The organism is Burkholderia sp. MSMB0856, from assembly GCF_001524645.2.
In the GTDB taxonomy this organism is placed as follows: Bacteria; Pseudomonadota; Gammaproteobacteria; order Burkholderiales; family Burkholderiaceae; genus Burkholderia; species Burkholderia diffusa.
Map to the genome: position 1 here is coordinate 425,900 of NZ_CP013428.1, position 15,312 is coordinate 441,211.

The following is a 15,312-nucleotide window of genomic DNA, read 5'->3' on the forward strand; positions in this document are numbered from 1 at the left end:
ACCGGCGGAAACGCGGCGGCGCGCAGGCCCGGTTTCCGGGGCCGGATCGGCCGACGGGCACGGTCGCCGTCGACGGGATGCCGGTCCGTCTTCATGAAAGATATTTGAAAGTATTGCCGGCGTTTCCCGCCATCCGCCGGTCTTCAGATATTCCACGCCTGCGCGGTATCGAGCAGTTTCTCGCGCAACTGATCCACTTCGCCGGCCAGCTTGGCCGTGATCGACACGTAGCCCGACAACTGCGGCGGAGGCAGGTCGTGCGGCGGCTCGGCCGGCCGGCGGCGGGCCGCGAGCCGGCTCGGCGTGCCGAACTTGAGCGCGCGGCTCGCGCCGACGAGCGTATCGCGGATGCGCCGGTTCACGGCCTTCATGTCGCTGCGCATGTATTCGCGGGCAGCCAGGTCGTCGCGGGCCGGGACCATGCTCGACAGGATCTCCAGGTAGCCGATGCACAGACGCAGGCTGCGCTGGATCGCCTCGAGGTGCGTGACCGAGATCTCGCATTCCTTCGACACCGACGGCATCAGCGAACGCAGCTGCACCAGCAGCGCGCTCAGCGCGGCCATTTCCTTCAGGTGCGCGTCGTCGCTCACATGGCGGTCGCCCGCGAGGCGCGTATGCACGGCCGCGCACGCGCGCAGCGCGTCGGCCAGCTTGTAGCGCCACGAGTAGGTCGCGTAGAGCGGCAGCGCGAACGAGAACGCCAGCGCGATCGCGATGCCGGCCAGCACGTTCACCGCGCGCCACAGGCCGTCGACGATCTCGTTGTCGCCGTGCCCGGCGACGATCACCATCGTGATCGCCGACAGCAGCGCGATGTAGCCGGCCTTGCCGATCGCGTGATAGGCGCAGACCCCGCACGCGATCGCCATCAGCAGGTAGATCGCGAGCGGCGCGTGCAGGACGGAGTAGAGCAGGATCAACCCGAGCCCCGCGAGCGCGCCGATCGACGTGCCGAGCGCGCGCTCGGCCGCCTTCTTGCGGATGTTGCCGTGGTGCTGCAGCCCGCCGACGACGATCAGCACGGTGATCGTCGACCATTCGCCGTGCGGCACGCGCAGCCCGGTGGACAACGCGATCGACACGAGGATCGCGAGCGCGACGCGCGCCGCATGGATCAGCTTCGCGTGCCGGTAGCGGCGGTAAGGGTCCAGCAGGGGACGGAGGGCGTGGCGCAGGAGCGGCGGCAGTCGGGCAGGGAGCTGGGCGGTCATGACGGTGCGGGGGTGGCCGGCGGGGTGGCCGGAATACACGCGGGCGGCCAGCGCGGGCCGGCGCCGCGCCGCACGCGCAGCTGACGTAACGCTAGCCGAACGCGCGCGGGCTGTCCACGGCGGCGCGGCGCGGGTGCCCCGGCGGCGGCCGCGTCACGCGTCGGCCGTGCTTGCCTCGGCGTGCGACACGCGATTGCGTCCGCCGGACTTCGCGCGGTACAGCGCCTCGTCGGCCTGCCGCAGCAGCGTCGCGGCGTTGACGCGCCCGCCTGTGGCGGTCGCGGCGCCGATGCTCGCCGTCACGTGCCCATACGGGCTGCGGCCGTGCGCGATGTCGAGCCCGGCGATCGCGCGGCGGATCCCTTCGGCGACGGTCGCAGCACCCCGCGCATCGGTGTCGGGCAGCGTGACGACGAATTCCTCGCCGCCGTAGCGCGCGACGTGGTCGCTGTCGCGGCGCAGGCAGCGCGATGCCGATTGCGCGACGCGGCGCAGCACGTCGTCGCCGGCGAGGTGGCCGTAATAGTCGTTGAACGCCTTGAAATGATCGACGTCGACGAACAGCACCGACAGCGGGCGGCCGCTGCGCGACGCGCGCTGCGCTTCCTTCGCGAGCACCGTGTCGAACGTGCCGCGGTTGTCGAGCCCGGTCAGTGAATCGGTGTGCGCGAGCCGGTACAGCTTCGACTCGGCGATCTGCCGGCGCCTGAGTTCGCGCGACAGCGCGAGCGAGCCCCACGCGATGAACACGGTAAACAGGCCCATCAGCACGGCGGTCCAGATCGTGCGATGGCGCCACGACGCGTAGATGTCGATCTCGGCGGGCGCGACGTCGACGATCAGCGGCAGATTCGCGAGATGCTTGTAAACATAGATGCGCCGCACGCCGTCGATCGCGCCGACGCCGGTCAGCGCGCCTTCGCCGCTGCGCTGCGCCTCGATGAAGAGCGGGGAGTCGTGAAGGTCGAGGCCGACCACGCGCGCATCGAACGGCAGGCGGGATACGAGCACGCCGTTGTCCTCGACGATCGCCGCGCTGCCGTGCTTGCCGACCGCGAGACCGTCGAGCAGCGCGCGGAAGTAGTCGATGCTGAGCGTGCCGACGACGATCCCGCCGAAGCGGCCGTCGGCCAGCGTGATCCGTCGGCTGAGCGCGATCGTCAGCGCACCGCCGCGCAGGCGGGACGCATAGGGCCGGCTGATGTAGAGGCCCTGTGCGAGCCGGTCGCGATGCACGGCGAAATATTCGCGGTCGGCGAAATTGCCTTGCCGCGGCGGCGATGCGGCCGAATCGATCACGATATTGCCGTGCGGATCCATCACGAAAATGGCGCCGAGATACGCGCCGCTCGCGGCGCGGTCGAACAGCAGCCGGTGACGCTGGTGCGGCGGCAATGCCATCAGTTCCGGATCGGCGAGGCCGTCGACGACGTTTTGCAGCGACAGATCATACAGTTCGATATTGCGGGAAATATCGCGCTCGATCAGCAGCATCAGGTTGCGCGCATTTTCGACCGCATGGTCGTATGCGTCGTGGCGTGCCTCGATTAAAAGCGACGTCGAGAGCCCCCAGCTGAACAGCAGCAGCACGATGCCCGCGACGAGCACGCCGCGGGGCGACAGAATGCGTGCCACGGCCGACGCGGTATGACGGCGCAGCGCAGCGAGCGGCGTGTGTGGCTTCATCCTCGGGGGCGGGGGGCGGAAATTTGCGTCGTCGACGATTCCGCGCACTGATTAATTCGCATTAATCGGGATTATCTCGCGAATTCCCGAATTTCGTCGCGCGATGCAAACATGCATGCATCGTTCACGATTTGGAACGATTACATGTCATTACCGTGAACCAGGTGCCCAAACTGATTTGAATCAATTCACGGGTGGCCGATATTTTGTCTGATTATTGGCGATGAATGCCGTTCGATTTGTCGGTTTAATACAGGATCCGACGATTGCGCAGGCGCAATTACGCATTGCACGGTGCGCCATCGCGGATGGCCGTCGAATGGCACGACCTGTGCCGCGCCACCCGCGGCCGTGCCGCCGTCTCGTCGCCGCGCCGCATCCAACTTGTTGATTCTGCTGCGTCTGCGTGCGGAGGCGGCGCGGCCGGCGCTCAGCTGTCCGCGCGGCGAATCAGGTAGAATCCGCGCTTCGCCGCAGGCGCCCGGCGCGCAACGCGTATCGGGGCCGCATCGAATGCATCGCCGCAGGCGGCGCGCCGCGCCCCGATCCCGCATGCGCCGGCTCCGGATGCCGGCCCGCTCAACGTTCGTCTCGTTTATGTCCGCAATTCCGAATTCCGACCAACCCGGTTCGTCCGCGAACCCACCCAAGCTTCATCGCGCGCTGAAGGCGCGCCATCTGACGATGATCGCCATCGGCGGCTCGATCGGCACGGGCCTGTTCGTCGCGTCCGGCGCGTCGATCTCGCAGGCCGGCCCCGGCGGCGCGATGGTCGCGTACATGCTGATCGGCCTGATGGTCTACTTCCTGATGACGAGCCTCGGCGAAATGGCCGCGTTCATGCCGGTGTCGGGCTCGTTCGCGACTTACGGCGCGAAATACGTCGACGAAGGCTTCGGCTTCGCGCTCGGCTGGAACTACTGGTACAACTGGGCCGTGACGATCGCGGTCGAACTCGTCGCCGCGCAGCTCGTAATGCACTACTGGTTCCCGGACGTGCCGGGCGTCTGGTGGAGCGCCGCGTTCCTCGGCGTGATGTTCCTGCTCAACGCGCTGACCGTGCGCGGCTTCGGCGAAGCCGAATACTGGTTCGCGCTGATCAAGGTCGTCACCGTGGTCGCGTTCATCGGCGTCGGCCTGCTGATGATCTTCGGCATTCTGAAAGGCGCGCCGGGCAACGGCTGGGGCAACCTGACGATCGGCGACGCGCCGTTCGCGGGCGGCCTGCCGGCGCTGATGGGCGTCGCGATGATCGCGGGCTTCTCGTTCCAGGGCACCGAGTTGATCGGCGTCGCGGCCGGCGAATCGGAGAACCCGCGCACGACGATCCCGCGCGCGGTGCGTCAGGTGTTCTGGCGCATCCTGCTGTTCTACGTGCTGGCGATCTTCGTGATCGGCGTGCTGATTCCCTATACCGATCCGAATCTGTTGAAGAGCGACGTGACCGACATCGGCGTGAGCCCGTTCACGCTCGTGTTCCGCCACGCGGGCCTCGCGTTCGCGGCCGGCGTGATGAACGCGGTGATCCTGACGGCCGTGCTGTCGGCCGGCAACTCGGGCATGTACGCGTCGACGCGGATGCTCTACAACCTCGCGACGGAAGGCCGTGCGCCGAAGCTGTTCGCGAAGCTGTCGCCGGGCGGCGTGCCGCGCAATGCGCTGTATGCGACGACGGCCGTCGGCGCGCTGTGCTTCTTCACGTCGCTGTACGGCGACAAGACGGTGTACCTGTGGCTGCTCAACACGTCGGGGATGACGGGTTTCATCGCGTGGCTCGGCATCGCGATCAGCCACTACCGGTTCCGCAAGGGCTACGTGACGCAAGGCTACGCGCTCGACCAGCTGCCGTACCAGTCGAAGTGGTTTCCGTTCGGCCCGCTGTTTGCATTCGTCCTGTGTCTCGTGATCGCGCTCGGCCAGGACTATCAGGCGTTCCTCGCGAACCGGATCGACTGGGCGGGCGTGGCCGCGACCTACGTCGGCATTCCGCTGTTCCTCGTCGTGTGGCTCGGCTACCGGTTCCTGAACAAGAGCCGCTTCGTGCGCTACGAGGACATGGAGATCGCACCGTGGATCGCCGCGAACCGCGGCGCGCAGCTGCAGCGCGTGGAGAACCGCGAAACCGTGGGCTGATGCCGGCGCGGCATGCGGCCGCGCGATGGCGCAACGAAACGGGAAGCCGCGCGCTTCCCGTTTTTTTTGTCCGCTTTTCCCTGCACGGGGTCAAAGCCGGTTATATTGCCCGACCCTACCGGGCCACGGCCCGGCCTGCGCGACGAGCGCGGCGCGGATCGGGCATCCGGCGCGCGCCTGTCGCGGCGGCCGGCGGCGCCCGGCGTTTTCATCGCTCCGCCGCGGCCGGCACGGCCTGCGGAGCGCGCAACCCAGAGGAATCCATGAGCGCATCACCCGCCGAGCGGAAGGCCGGACCCGTTTCCATCGTGCGAATCGAAGCCGCGATCAACGCGTGGCGCGAAGTGTATCCGCCGGCGCCGGACGGCGAAGACGGCTACGCGCTCGATGCCGGCAGCAACTGCCTGGCCGAGCTGTACGGCGCGATGATCTGCTATCGGCTGCCGGACGTGCCGCTCGACTCGCTGAGCGACGCGCAGCGCGATGCGCTGTACGCGACCGAGGCGTGACGCGCGGTCGAGACGCCGCCGCGACGCGGCGTCGATGAAGCAACGGGAAGCCTGACGGCTTCCCGTTTTGCTTTGCGCGGTGCCGGACGCCAGGGCGGCACCGCGCTGCTCGCGCCGGTATCGGCGCGGGCTGAGGTATCGTCATGGCATCGGGATCAGGCGATCACGGGACGACCGGCGCGGCACGCATGCGCGCGGGGCCGAATGAACGTCCGTTGCCGGTCCGGGAGGGATCGAACATGGAGTTGAGACACCTCCGCTACTTCGTCGCGGTTGCCGAGGAGCGGAATTTCACGCGCGCGGCCGAGCGCCTGCACATCGCGCAGCCGCCGCTCAGCCGGCAGATCCAGCAGCTCGAGGAGGCGCTCGGCGTGCCGCTGTTCGAGCGCACCGCGCGGCCGCTGAAGCTGACCGACGCGGGGCGGTTCTTCTATTCGCACGCCGTGCAGCTGCTCGCGCAGACCACCGAACTCGAATCGATGACGAAGCGCGTCGGCAAGATCGAGCGCAGCATGTCGGTCGGGTTCGTCGGCTCGACGCTGTACGGGATGTTGCCGAAGATCATCCGGCGCTTTCGCAGCGAATATCCAGCCGTCGAGCTGAGTCTGCACGAGATGTCGACGATGGATCAGATCAAGGCGCTGAAGGAAGGGCGCATCGACGTCGGGTTCGGGCGCATCCGTCACGAGGATCCGAGCGTGCGGCGCGTCGTGCTGCGCGAGGAGCGGATGATCGTCGCGCTGCCGGTCGGTCACGTGCTCGACGGCGCGAAGCCCGTGCTGTCGCTGCACGATCTCGTGAACGACACGCTGATCATCTTCCCGAAGGCGCCGCGGCCGAGCTACGCGGACCAGGTGCTCGCCGCCTTTCACGATCGCGCGTTGCAGCCGCGCAAGATCTACGAGACGCGCGAACTGCAGATCGCGCTCGGACTCGTTGCGATGGGCGAGGGCGTGTCGGTCGTGCCGCACAGCGTGTACGGCCTGAAGCGCGACGACATCAGCTACAAGCCGCTCGACGATCCGAACCTCGTGTCGCCGATCATCATGAGCATGCGGATGCTCGACGAATCGGAGGACATCCGCGCGATGCAGGCGCTGATCTACCGGCTGTACGACGAGTCGCAGATGGAGTATCTGCCGCCGCAGCCCGAATGAGCGTGCGGGCGGTGGGGGCTTGCTTGACGCCGCGCGCGTCGCCGGGCCACCATCGTCGGCATTCGATGCGGCCCGCCCGCGTGCGGCCGCCTTCATGCAGACGACGACACACATGACTGAAATCGTGACCGAGGAGACCTGGGTCGAGACGCCGCAAGGGCGTCTCTTCGCGAAGCGCTGGCGCGGTGTGCCCGCGCAGGCACCGGCCGCGCCTGAGCCGGCCGCACCTGAGCCGGCCGCGCCGATCGTGCTGCTGCACGATTCGCTCGGCTGTATCGAGCTTTGGCGCGACTTCCCCGCGCAACTCGCGCGCGCCACGGGCCGCGACGTGATCGCATATGACCGGCTGGGCTTCGGCCGGTCCGATCGTCATCCGGGGCAACTCGGCATGACGTTCGTGCGCGACGAGGCCGACCACGGATTCCATGCACTGCTCGAGCGGTTCGGCATCGACGCGTTCGTGGCGTTCGGGCACAGCGTCGGCGGGGGGATGGCCGTCGGCTGCGCGGCCGCGTATCCCGCGCGTTGCCGCGCACTGGTGACGGTCTCCGCGCAGGCGTTCGTCGAGGATCGCACGCGCGACGGCATTCGCGAGGCGGCGCAGCAGTTCGATGCGCCCGGCCAGCTCGACCGGCTCGCGCGTTATCACGGCGACAAGGCCGAATGGGTGCTGCGTGCGTGGGTCGATACGTGGCTGTCGCCGGCGTTTCGCGACTGGTGTCTCGACGACGACCTGCCGCGCGTGCGTTGCGCGACACTCGCGATTCACGGCGAGCAGGACGAATACGGGTCCGACGTGCATCCGAAACGGATCGCCGCGCGCGTCGCGGGGCCGTCGTCGTTCCTGCTGCTCGATCGATGCGGACACATGCCGCATCGCGAGCGGACCGACGACGTTCTCGCGGCCGTGGCGACGTTCCTGCGCGATGCGCTCGCCTGAACGCGAGGGCGCCGGCGTGCGATGCGACCGGCGGGCCGAGCCCGCCGGGGCTCAGAACGACAGCTGGATTGCGAGGTCGATCGCGAGAATCGCGATCGAGCAGCCGATGCCGAGAACCACGTTCGGCAGCCGGTGTTCGAAGTCGCGATTGTCGCGGCGCATCGCGGCACCGAGCAGGAAGATCGCCTCGACGACGATCTGCAGTCCGACGAACAGCAGCATCAGCAGATACTCGTAACCCATCTGCTTGTACGCGGCGAATTGCATCCCGTGATCGCGGATCCATTGGCCGACGCGCAGCAGTTCGTAGACGAACAGCAAGGCGGGAAACAGGTAGCTGATGAAATACGTCGGCGCGGTGGCGTGCCGTAGTTCGAGGTGGAAGTGCTGATGCGTGGTAGCCATCAAGAAGCCCTCCTTGCAACGCATGATTGCGGTCGCGACGGCGGCGCGACGACGTGCGGACTAAGGGATTGCCCGAGGCATCGTGCGCGGTCGTACGGCACCAGCATACTGCTGCGCGGGAAATTTGGCATCCCGTCCGTGCGATCGTTGTAAAAACCCCTCCGCATCATGCGATGCGTTCAACGGTCGTCGCGCGCGGTGCGCGTTCGACGCGGACGCACGTTCCTGACCGGGCGTCGCCTGCGCGACCGCTCACGCTTTCGCGTGCGCGCCTTCGACGAACAGCTTCGCGATCGACCGGAATTCCCGCTTCAGCGACAACCCAGGCACCGTCAGCCAGCGCAGCATCGCCGCGAGATAGAGGTGATGAAACCACGTGGCGAGCTGGTCGGCCGCCAGCGCCGGGTTCAGTTCGCCCGCCTGCTGTCCGGCCGCGATCAGTTGCTGCCACACGAGCGCGATGTCGCCGCCGCCGTCCTTCCCGCTTTCCGCTTCCACCACGCCGATGCTCAGGAACCGATGCCGCAGGTATGCGAGCAGATACACCGGATGCTGTTCGCACCATGCGGCCGACGCGTCGAGCACGCAGGCGATCCGCGACGCGAAGGTCCGCCGTCGCGCGACGTCACGCTGCAGGTGCGCGAGGTCGCGCGCGAGTTCGCCTTCGAGCCAGTGCGCGAGCACGGCCTCCTTCGTCGGAAAGTGGTTGTACAGCGTACGCTTCGCGACATCAGCCTGCGCGGCGATCTGTTCCATCGTCACGGCATCGTAGCCGTGCGCATCGAACAGGCGTGCGCCGGTGTCGGCGAGATGCGCGAGCATCTGGATGCGCTTGCGTGCGCGGCGGCCCGGATCGTCGGTCGTCGTCGGCATGGTTCGGTATCGACTGAAAGTGCACGAATTGCATTAGTATACGACGTGCATTTTTATGAATCCACTCGCCTGCATCGTGCAGGAGGAGCCACGCATGAAGCTCGTCATCGCCACCTACGGCACCGAAGGCGACACGCGCCCGCTCGCGGCGCTCGGCCGCGCGCTGCTGGATGCCGGCCATGAGGTCCGGTTGCTGGCCGACGCGGCGACGCTCGGTTCGGCCGCCGCGCTCGGCGTGCCTTGCGCGCCGCTGTCTGGCGACATCCGCGCGGCGATCGCGCCGGATGGCGCGTTGTCCGACGCGGTGCGCGGGCGCGGCGGTTTCAACGACACGTCGAAGGCGCTCGCCGCGATCGCGAATACGAATACGGCGGCATGGATGCGCGAAGTCGCGGTCGCGTCGGCCGGTTGCGATGCGATCCTGGTGTCGGGGCTGGCGTCGTTCGTCGGGCTGTCGATCGCCGAGTATCGCGGCGTGCCGGCGATCGGCACGGGGATGATCCCGATCACGCCGACCGCGGCGTTCGCGTCGCCGTTTCTGCCGCCCGGCAAGGTGCCGCGCTGGCTGAATCGCGCGAGCCACAGGTTCGTGAACGCGCTGCTGTGGCACGCGTTCAGGAAGGCGACCAATGCAGCGCGCGCCAGCGTGTGCGGACTGCCGCCGCGCCGGCGCGTATGGACCGATCATCCGATGCTGTACGGCGTGTCGCCCGCGCTGCTGGCCGATCCGGCCGACTGGCCGTCGCATGTGCTGGCATGCGGTCAGTGGCGCGTCGACGCGCCGGCGTGGACGCCGCCGCCCGCGCTGTCGAGCTTCCTCGATGCGGGCGATCGCCCCGTGTATATCGGCTTCGGCAGCATGGCCGGGTTCGACCGGGGCGCGATGGTCGACGCGCTGCTGCAGGCGCTCGACGGCCGGCGCGCGCTGTTCCATCCGGGCTGGAGCGGCATCGATGCGTCGATGCTGCCGGCGCACGTGTGCGTGATCGGCGAGACGCCGCACGACTGGTTGTTTCCGCATGTATCGATGGCGATCCATCACGGCGGATCGGGTACCACGCATTCGGCCGCGCGGGCGGGGATTCCGTCGGTCGTCGTGCCGTTCGCGGGCGATCAGTTCTTCTGGGCGAGCCGGCTGCAACGCCTCGGTGTGGCCGATGGGCCGGTGGCGGGGCGGCGTGTGGACGCTGCGGCGCTCGCACGCGCGATCGCGTTCGCGGCACGCGCCGACACGCAAGCGCGTGCCGCCGAACTCGGTGCGCGGATCGCGCGGGAAGACGGGGTGCGGCTGGCGGTCGGCGCGATCGAGCGCTGGGGGCGCCCCGGCGTGCGCTGAACGCGTCCGCCCCGCGTCAGAAATGCCCGGTGAACCGGTAGCGGCTGCCCGGATGCCACAGATTGGCCACCGACGCGACCATCCCTTGCGACCACGTGCGCCGATGCAGCAGCAGGCACGGCTCGCGTTCGTCCGTCGTGAGGTGGCGGCGCGTTGCCGCATCGGGCATCGCGGCCTCGATGCGGTATTCGACCCGCTGCAGCGGCGCGACGCGCGTCAGGTACTGGTTCGGCGTCGTCGTCGTGAAGTCCTGCAACGCATATTCGGGCGCGCAGGCCGGGTTGACCCAGCGCTCCTCGAGCTGCACGGGCGTGTCGTTCTCGAAGTGCAGCACGCGCGAATGGAAGATCGGGCTGCCGGTGTCGAGCTGCAGCTCGTCGGCGAGTTTCGCGTCGGCAACGGCCGCGCCGACGTCCAGCACCTGCGCACGATACGCATGGCCGCGCGCGGCGACTTCATCCGAGATGCTGCGGATCGCGACCAGTGTCGATTCGTATTTCGGCGACGCGACGTACGTGCCCGAGCCGCGCGTGCGCGTGAGCACCTGTTCGGCCGTCAGCTCGCGCAGCGCGCGGTTGACCGTCATCCGCGCGACGTTGAATTCGCGCGCGAGCTCGTTCTCCGACGGCACCTGGTCGCCTTCCGCCCACTCGCCCGCATGAATGCGCGCGAGGATGAAGTCCTTGATTTCCTGATAGATCGGTGTGGTCATTGCATTGCTGTTCAAGAGACGGCGGCCGCGTGCCGTCGCAGGCCGGCCTTCGTGCGGTGTCCGGGCGGAGTGTACCGGGTTCGACGCGGTGCGGGCCCGACTGTGGGCCCGGGATTCGGGTAATTCCGGCCTGCATCCGGCGCGCCGGTCGGGGAGCCCGCAGGGGCCGTACGGACCGCGGCCGCCGCGTCGGCGAGCGCGACAGACGAAAAAGTATAGACAAATGTAGTCGCGCCGACGACGCACGGAATCCGCACAGAAAGCTGGATTTCATCTGCATGTAATCTCTAGCGAATTGAAATATAAGGGAAATTCGCTCATGGAAACAATCAACCGACAATTAGAGATAAACACGGATTGCTGGCAGTGACCTGAAAAAGGCAAAGTTGTATGTACAACTTCGAGAGTCACCGGACAGGCGGCTCCCGGGTTGGAAGGGTTCGCGGCGGCGACGCCGACGGGATCCGTGCCCAGTTCGCCTAAGACAGGAACGCCATGAAGAAACTCGCGCTCAGTATTGCCCTTGCCTGCCTCGCGGTCGGTGCCCACGCCAAGGATTGGTCGACGATCCGGTTCGGCGTCGACGCCAGCTATCCGCCGTTCGAATCGAAGGACGCAAGCGGCAAGGTCGTCGGCTTCGACGTCGATCTCGGCAACGAGATCTGCGCACGGCTGAAGGCGAAATGCGTGTGGATCGAGAACGACTTCGACGGGATGATCCCGGCGCTGAAGGCGAAGAAGTTCGACGGCGTGCTGTCGTCGATGTCGATGACGCCGGCGCGCGCCGAGCAGATCGCATTCTCCGACAAGTTGTTCAACACGCCGACGCGCCTGGTCGCGAAGAAAGGCGCGAACCTGCAGCCGACGGCCGAATCGCTGAAGGGCAAGTCGGTCGGCGTCGAGCAGGGCACGATTCAGGAGACCTACGCGAAGGCCTACTGGGCGCCGAAGGGCGTGCAGGTCGTGCCTTACCAGAACCAGGACGGCGTGTACCAGGACCTGATGTCCGGCCGCCTCGACGCCGCGCTGCAGGACGCGGTGCAGGCCGACCTCGGCTTCCTGAAGACGCCGCGCGGCGCGAACTTCGAATTCGCCGGCAAGGACATCGACGATCCGAAGACGCTCGGCAACGGCGCCGGCATCGGGATGCGCAAGGACGACGCCGACCTGAAGGCGAAAATCGACCACGCGATCGCCGACATGATCAAGGACGGCACATACAAGAAGCTCGAGAAGAAGTACTTCGCATTCGACGTCTACGGCGGCTGATCGTCCATGCGGCGCGCGTCGGCTGTGGCGCGCGCCGCGTCGGTTGCCGCGTGCAACCCGCTTCGCATGATGCATCCGGCTTGATGAGCAAGTCGCATCAGGTAGTGCGCAGATATCGTTTGATGCGCGGTTAATGGCTATTGACAATCCAGCCACTTCGTTCTGGATCCCTTATATGATCTTCCAAGGATTTGGCCCGCTGTTGTGGGCCGGCACGGTCGAGACCGTGAAGCTCGCGGTGCTGTCGCTCGCCGCGTCGCTCATACTGGGCCTCGCGGGCGCGGGCGCGAAACTGTCGACCAACCGCGCGCTCAAGTCGGTCGGCACGTTCTACACGACGCTGATCCGCGCGGTGCCCGATCTCGTGCTGATGCTGCTGCTGTTCTACGGGATCCAGATCCTGCTGAACGACGCGACCGACCTGCTCGGCTGGGATCAGATCGACATCGACCCGTTCGTGGCCGGCGTCGTAACGCTCGGCTTCATCTACGGCGCGTACTTCACCGAGACGTTTCGCGGCGCGTTCCTCGCGGTGCCGCGCGGCCAGCTCGAAGCGGGCTTCGCATACGGGATGAGCGGCTGGCGCGTGTTCCACCGGATCCTGTTCCCGCAAATGATGCGCTTCGCGCTGCCGGGCATCGGCAACAACTGGCAGGTGCTCGTGAAGGCCACGGCGCTGGTATCGATCATCGGCCTCGCCGATGTCGTGAAGGCGTCGCAGGACGCCGGCAAGAGCACGCTCGATTTCTTCTTCTTCACGCTCGCGGCGGGCGCGATCTACCTCGCGATCACGACGGTGTCGAACGTCGTGCTGCACCACCTCGAGAAGCGTTATTCCGCGGGCGTCCGGAGGCTTGCACTGTGATCGAACTCGTCAGCCAGTACTGGCAAAGCTATCTCTACACCGACGGCTACCGCTTCAGCGGCCTCGCGATCACGCTGTGGCTGCTGGTCGTGTCGATCGCGCTCGGCTTCGCGCTGGCCGTGCCGCTCGCGATCGCGCGTGCGTCGTCGAACCGCTGGATCTCCGGCCCCGTGTGGCTCTATACGTACGTGTTCCGCGGCACGCCGCTCTACGTGCAGCTGCTGATGTGCTACACCGGCATCTACAGCCTGCAGGTCGTGCACAACCACGTGCTGCTCGACACGTTCTTCCGCAACGCGATGAACTGCACGCTGCTCGCGTTCGTGCTGAACGAATGCGCGTATGCGACCGAGATCTTCGCGGGCGCGATCAAGGCGACGTCGGCCGGCGAGATCGAGGCCGGGATGGCCTACGGGATGTCGCGCTTCAAGCTCTATACGCGCATCATCCTGCCGTCCGCGCTGCGCCGCTCGCTGCCGAGCTACAGCAACGAAGTGATCCTGATGCTGCACGCGACGACGCTCGCGTTCACCGCGACCGTGCCCGACATCCTGAAGGTCACGCGCGACGTCAACTCCGCCACGTACATGTCGTTCCAGGCCTACGGCATCGCGGCCGTGCTGTACGCCATCGTCGTGTTCGCGCTCATCTGGGCGTTCCGCAAGCTCGAGACGCGCTGGCTCGCGTACCTGTCGCCGCGCGGCCATTAACGCATTCGCAAGATTCGCAAGGAAGGACCAAGCATGTACAAGCTCACCGTTGACAACCTGCACAAGAAATTCGGCGACAACGAGGTGTTGAAGGGCGTGTCGATGAAGGCGAAGGCCGGCGACGTGATCAGCATCATCGGCTCGAGCGGCTCCGGCAAGAGCACGTTCCTGCGCTGCATCAACTTCCTCGAGCAGCCGTGCTCGGGGCAGATCACGATCGGCAGCGAGCCGATCGAGACCACGCGCGACCGCAACGGCTCGCTGCGCGTGGCCGACCAGAAGCAGCTGCAGCGCATGCGCACGAAGCTGTCGATGGTGTTCCAGCACTTCAACCTGTGGGCGCACATGACGGTGCTCGAGAACGTGATCGAGGCGCCCATGGCGGTGCTCGGGATCGGCAAGGAAGAGGCCGTCGCGCGGGCGCGCAAGTATCTGGAGAAGGTCGGCCTCGCGCCGCGCGTCGAAGGCATGTATCCGTCGCACCTGTCGGGCGGCCAGCAGCAGCGCGTCGCGATCGCGCGTGCGCTCGCGATGGAACCGGAGGTGATGCTGTTCGACGAACCGACGTCGGCGCTCGACCCGGAGCTCGTCGGCGAAGTGCTGAAGGTGATGCAGAAGCTCGCCGAGGAAGGCCGCACGATGGTCGTCGTCACGCACGAGATGGGCTTCGCGCGCAACGTGTCGAACCACGTGATCTTCCTGCACCAGGGGAAGATCGAGGAAGAGGGCGATCCGCGGGAGATTCTCGTCAATCCGAAAAGCGAGCGGCTCGGGCAGTTCCTGTCGGGGCGGCTCAAGTAAGCGGACGCTGCCGCGGCCTGGAACGCTAAATGCTTGTCCCGGATGACTCTTTCGATCGAGGAGCGCCGCGATGAGCACGCCGACCCCTACCGCGTTTTCCCATGTGAGGCCGCAGGACACCGCGTATCAAGGCGAAGGCCTGCGCGACTTCTTCCTGTATCGCGATCTCGGCATCGCGGCCGCGACGAACGGCAAGGTCGTCGCGCAACTCGTCAGGGCGAATCATGCACCGACGGCGGGCACTGGCTGGCACCGTCACGAGGCCGAGTTCCACATCGTGATCATGCTGAAGGGCTGGGCGCGCTTCATGTATGGCGACCGCGAGACGCTGGTGAACGCCGGCGACTGCGTGCACCAGGCACCGGGAATCGTGCATTACCTGTTCGACTACTCGCCCGACATGGAGTATCTGGAGATCGTCGGGCCGGCCGATTTCAAGTCGATCGACGTCGAAGGGCCGTGCGAAGTGCCTGCGCCGACGCCGTGGGGCGACGCAGGCGCGTAGCCGCCGTCGTTTCGCATGCGAGGCATCCACGTGCCTGGGAAAGACCGCCTTCGGGCGGTTTTTTTTATTGGCCTTCTTTAGTCGCGTTGCCCTCCTTCGGTCATTCGACATCCGAAGCGTTCTCCATGTAAGGAAATCGAAATAACGGACGGTTGTTTGTCAGCCTCGCGTGACGTTTCGTTACACGCCGTCAAAGA

The 15,312-nt window shown here is 66.8% G+C and carries 15 protein-coding genes; 10 read left to right on the forward strand and 5 right to left on the reverse strand.

All coding sequences use genetic code 11. The features are described 5' to 3' along the window. Positions 1–143: 143 nt before the first annotated feature. Together WS87_RS19540 and WS87_RS19545 are read right to left on the reverse strand one after the other, a co-directional pair. A complete protein-coding gene (locus WS87_RS19540; RefSeq protein ID WP_059818683.1) occupies positions 144–1,214 on the reverse strand; it encodes an FUSC family protein in 1,071 nt (356 codons plus the stop codon). 153 nt (positions 1,215–1,367) lie between these two features. Continuing rightward, positions 1,368–2,900, reverse strand: coding sequence for a GGDEF domain-containing protein (locus tag WS87_RS19545; protein WP_059818684.1), 1,533 nt, complete (start codon positions 2,898–2,900; stop codon positions 1,368–1,370). Between the two features lie 597 nt (positions 2,901–3,497). On the opposite strand from WS87_RS19545, the gene WS87_RS19550 reads away from it, so the two are divergent. The 4 genes from WS87_RS19550 to WS87_RS19565 all read left to right on the forward strand — a co-directional run bounded on the left by WS87_RS19550 (position 3,498) and on the right by WS87_RS19565 (position 7,639). Further along, positions 3,498–5,033, forward strand: a complete 1,536-nt coding sequence (locus WS87_RS19550; RefSeq protein ID WP_059818685.1) for an amino acid permease — start codon at positions 3,498–3,500, stop codon at positions 5,031–5,033. Between the two features lie 263 nt (positions 5,034–5,296). After that, positions 5,297–5,542, forward strand: a complete 246-nt coding sequence (locus WS87_RS19555; RefSeq protein WP_006761486.1) for a DUF3717 domain-containing protein — start codon at positions 5,297–5,299, stop codon at positions 5,540–5,542. Between the two features lie 239 nt (positions 5,543–5,781). Then, positions 5,782–6,699 carry a LysR family transcriptional regulator gene (locus WS87_RS19560; RefSeq protein WP_059818686.1) on the forward strand — a complete coding sequence of 306 codons (918 nt, stop codon included), beginning with the start codon at positions 5,782–5,784 and terminating at the stop codon, positions 6,697–6,699. Between the two features lie 112 nt (positions 6,700–6,811). Beyond that, on the forward strand, positions 6,812–7,639 hold the full coding sequence (locus WS87_RS19565; protein WP_059819606.1) for an alpha/beta fold hydrolase: 828 nt from the start codon (positions 6,812–6,814) through the stop codon (positions 7,637–7,639). A gap of 51 nt (positions 7,640–7,690) precedes the next feature. On the opposite strand, the gene WS87_RS19570 is transcribed toward WS87_RS19565, so the two are convergent. Both WS87_RS19570 and WS87_RS19575 read right to left on the reverse strand, forming a co-directional pair. Next, positions 7,691–8,044, reverse strand: a complete 354-nt coding sequence (locus WS87_RS19570) for a hypothetical protein (RefSeq protein ID WP_059531827.1) — start codon at positions 8,042–8,044, stop codon at positions 7,691–7,693. A gap of 252 nt (positions 8,045–8,296) precedes the next feature. Further along, on the reverse strand, positions 8,297–8,917 hold the full coding sequence (locus WS87_RS19575) for a TetR/AcrR family transcriptional regulator (protein ID WP_059818687.1): 621 nt from the start codon (positions 8,915–8,917) through the stop codon (positions 8,297–8,299). A 94-nt stretch (positions 8,918–9,011) separates the two neighbouring features. Here WS87_RS19575 and WS87_RS19580 point away from each other — a divergent pair, with 94 nt between their 5' ends. Beyond that, a complete protein-coding gene (locus WS87_RS19580) occupies positions 9,012–10,253 on the forward strand; it encodes a glycosyltransferase (protein WP_059818688.1) in 1,242 nt (413 codons plus the stop codon). 16 nt (positions 10,254–10,269) lie between these two features. On the opposite strand, the gene hutC is transcribed toward WS87_RS19580, so the two are convergent. Then, positions 10,270–10,965 carry a histidine utilization repressor gene (gene hutC, locus WS87_RS19585; protein WP_059818689.1) on the reverse strand — a complete coding sequence of 232 codons (696 nt, stop codon included), beginning with the start codon at positions 10,963–10,965 and terminating at the stop codon, positions 10,270–10,272. A gap of 495 nt (positions 10,966–11,460) precedes the next feature. Here hutC and WS87_RS19590 point away from each other — a divergent pair, with 495 nt between their 5' ends. The 5 genes from WS87_RS19590 to WS87_RS19610 all read left to right on the forward strand — a co-directional run bounded on the left by WS87_RS19590 (position 11,461) and on the right by WS87_RS19610 (position 15,115). Next, positions 11,461–12,234 carry an ABC transporter substrate-binding protein gene (locus WS87_RS19590; protein WP_059531821.1) on the forward strand — a complete coding sequence of 258 codons (774 nt, stop codon included), beginning with the start codon at positions 11,461–11,463 and terminating at the stop codon, positions 12,232–12,234. 175 nt (positions 12,235–12,409) lie between these two features. Further along, entirely contained in the window at positions 12,410–13,099 is a 690-nt protein-coding gene (locus tag WS87_RS19595) for an ABC transporter permease (RefSeq protein WP_059531818.1), read from the forward strand. Next, a complete protein-coding gene (locus tag WS87_RS19600) occupies positions 13,096–13,809 on the forward strand; it encodes an ABC transporter permease (protein WP_059466623.1) in 714 nt (237 codons plus the stop codon). The genes WS87_RS19595 and WS87_RS19600 overlap by 4 nt, the downstream gene beginning before the upstream one ends. A gap of 33 nt (positions 13,810–13,842) precedes the next feature. After that, positions 13,843–14,610: an ABC transporter ATP-binding protein gene (locus tag WS87_RS19605; RefSeq protein ID WP_059511632.1), complete on the forward strand. Its 768-nt coding sequence runs from the start codon at positions 13,843–13,845 to the stop codon at positions 14,608–14,610. Positions 14,611–14,680: 70 nt separating this feature from the next. Further along, positions 14,681–15,115 carry a cupin domain-containing protein gene (locus tag WS87_RS19610; protein ID WP_059818690.1) on the forward strand — a complete coding sequence of 145 codons (435 nt, stop codon included), beginning with the start codon at positions 14,681–14,683 and terminating at the stop codon, positions 15,113–15,115. The last annotated feature ends 197 nt before the right edge of the window (positions 15,116–15,312 follow it).

What these genes read in the sequence shown, in the direction of transcription:
- WS87_RS19540 (WP_059818683.1), bottom strand. Translation starts at nt 1,214, where the DNA reads ATGACCGCCCAGCTCCCTGCCCGACTGCCGCCGCTCCTGCGCCACGCC.
- WS87_RS19545 (WP_059818684.1), bottom strand. Translation starts at nt 2,900, where the DNA reads ATGAAGCCACACACGCCGCTCGCTGCGCTGCGCCGTCATACCGCGTCG.
- WS87_RS19550 (WP_059818685.1), top strand. Translation starts at nt 3,498, where the DNA reads ATGTCCGCAATTCCGAATTCCGACCAACCCGGTTCGTCCGCGAACCCA.
- WS87_RS19555 (WP_006761486.1), top strand. Translation starts at nt 5,297, where the DNA reads ATGAGCGCATCACCCGCCGAGCGGAAGGCCGGACCCGTTTCCATCGTG.
- WS87_RS19560 (WP_059818686.1), top strand. Translation starts at nt 5,782, where the DNA reads ATGGAGTTGAGACACCTCCGCTACTTCGTCGCGGTTGCCGAGGAGCGG.
- WS87_RS19565 (WP_059819606.1), top strand. Translation starts at nt 6,812, where the DNA reads ATGACTGAAATCGTGACCGAGGAGACCTGGGTCGAGACGCCGCAAGGG.
- WS87_RS19570 (WP_059531827.1), bottom strand. Translation starts at nt 8,044, where the DNA reads ATGGCTACCACGCATCAGCACTTCCACCTCGAACTACGGCACGCCACC.
- WS87_RS19575 (WP_059818687.1), bottom strand. Translation starts at nt 8,917, where the DNA reads ATGCCGACGACGACCGACGATCCGGGCCGCCGCGCACGCAAGCGCATC.
- WS87_RS19580 (WP_059818688.1), top strand. Translation starts at nt 9,012, where the DNA reads ATGAAGCTCGTCATCGCCACCTACGGCACCGAAGGCGACACGCGCCCG.
- hutC (WP_059818689.1), bottom strand. Translation starts at nt 10,965, where the DNA reads ATGACCACACCGATCTATCAGGAAATCAAGGACTTCATCCTCGCGCGC.
- WS87_RS19590 (WP_059531821.1), top strand. Translation starts at nt 11,461, where the DNA reads ATGAAGAAACTCGCGCTCAGTATTGCCCTTGCCTGCCTCGCGGTCGGT.
- WS87_RS19595 (WP_059531818.1), top strand. Translation starts at nt 12,410, where the DNA reads ATGATCTTCCAAGGATTTGGCCCGCTGTTGTGGGCCGGCACGGTCGAG.
- WS87_RS19605 (WP_059511632.1), top strand. Translation starts at nt 13,843, where the DNA reads ATGTACAAGCTCACCGTTGACAACCTGCACAAGAAATTCGGCGACAAC.
- WS87_RS19610 (WP_059818690.1), top strand. Translation starts at nt 14,681, where the DNA reads ATGAGCACGCCGACCCCTACCGCGTTTTCCCATGTGAGGCCGCAGGAC.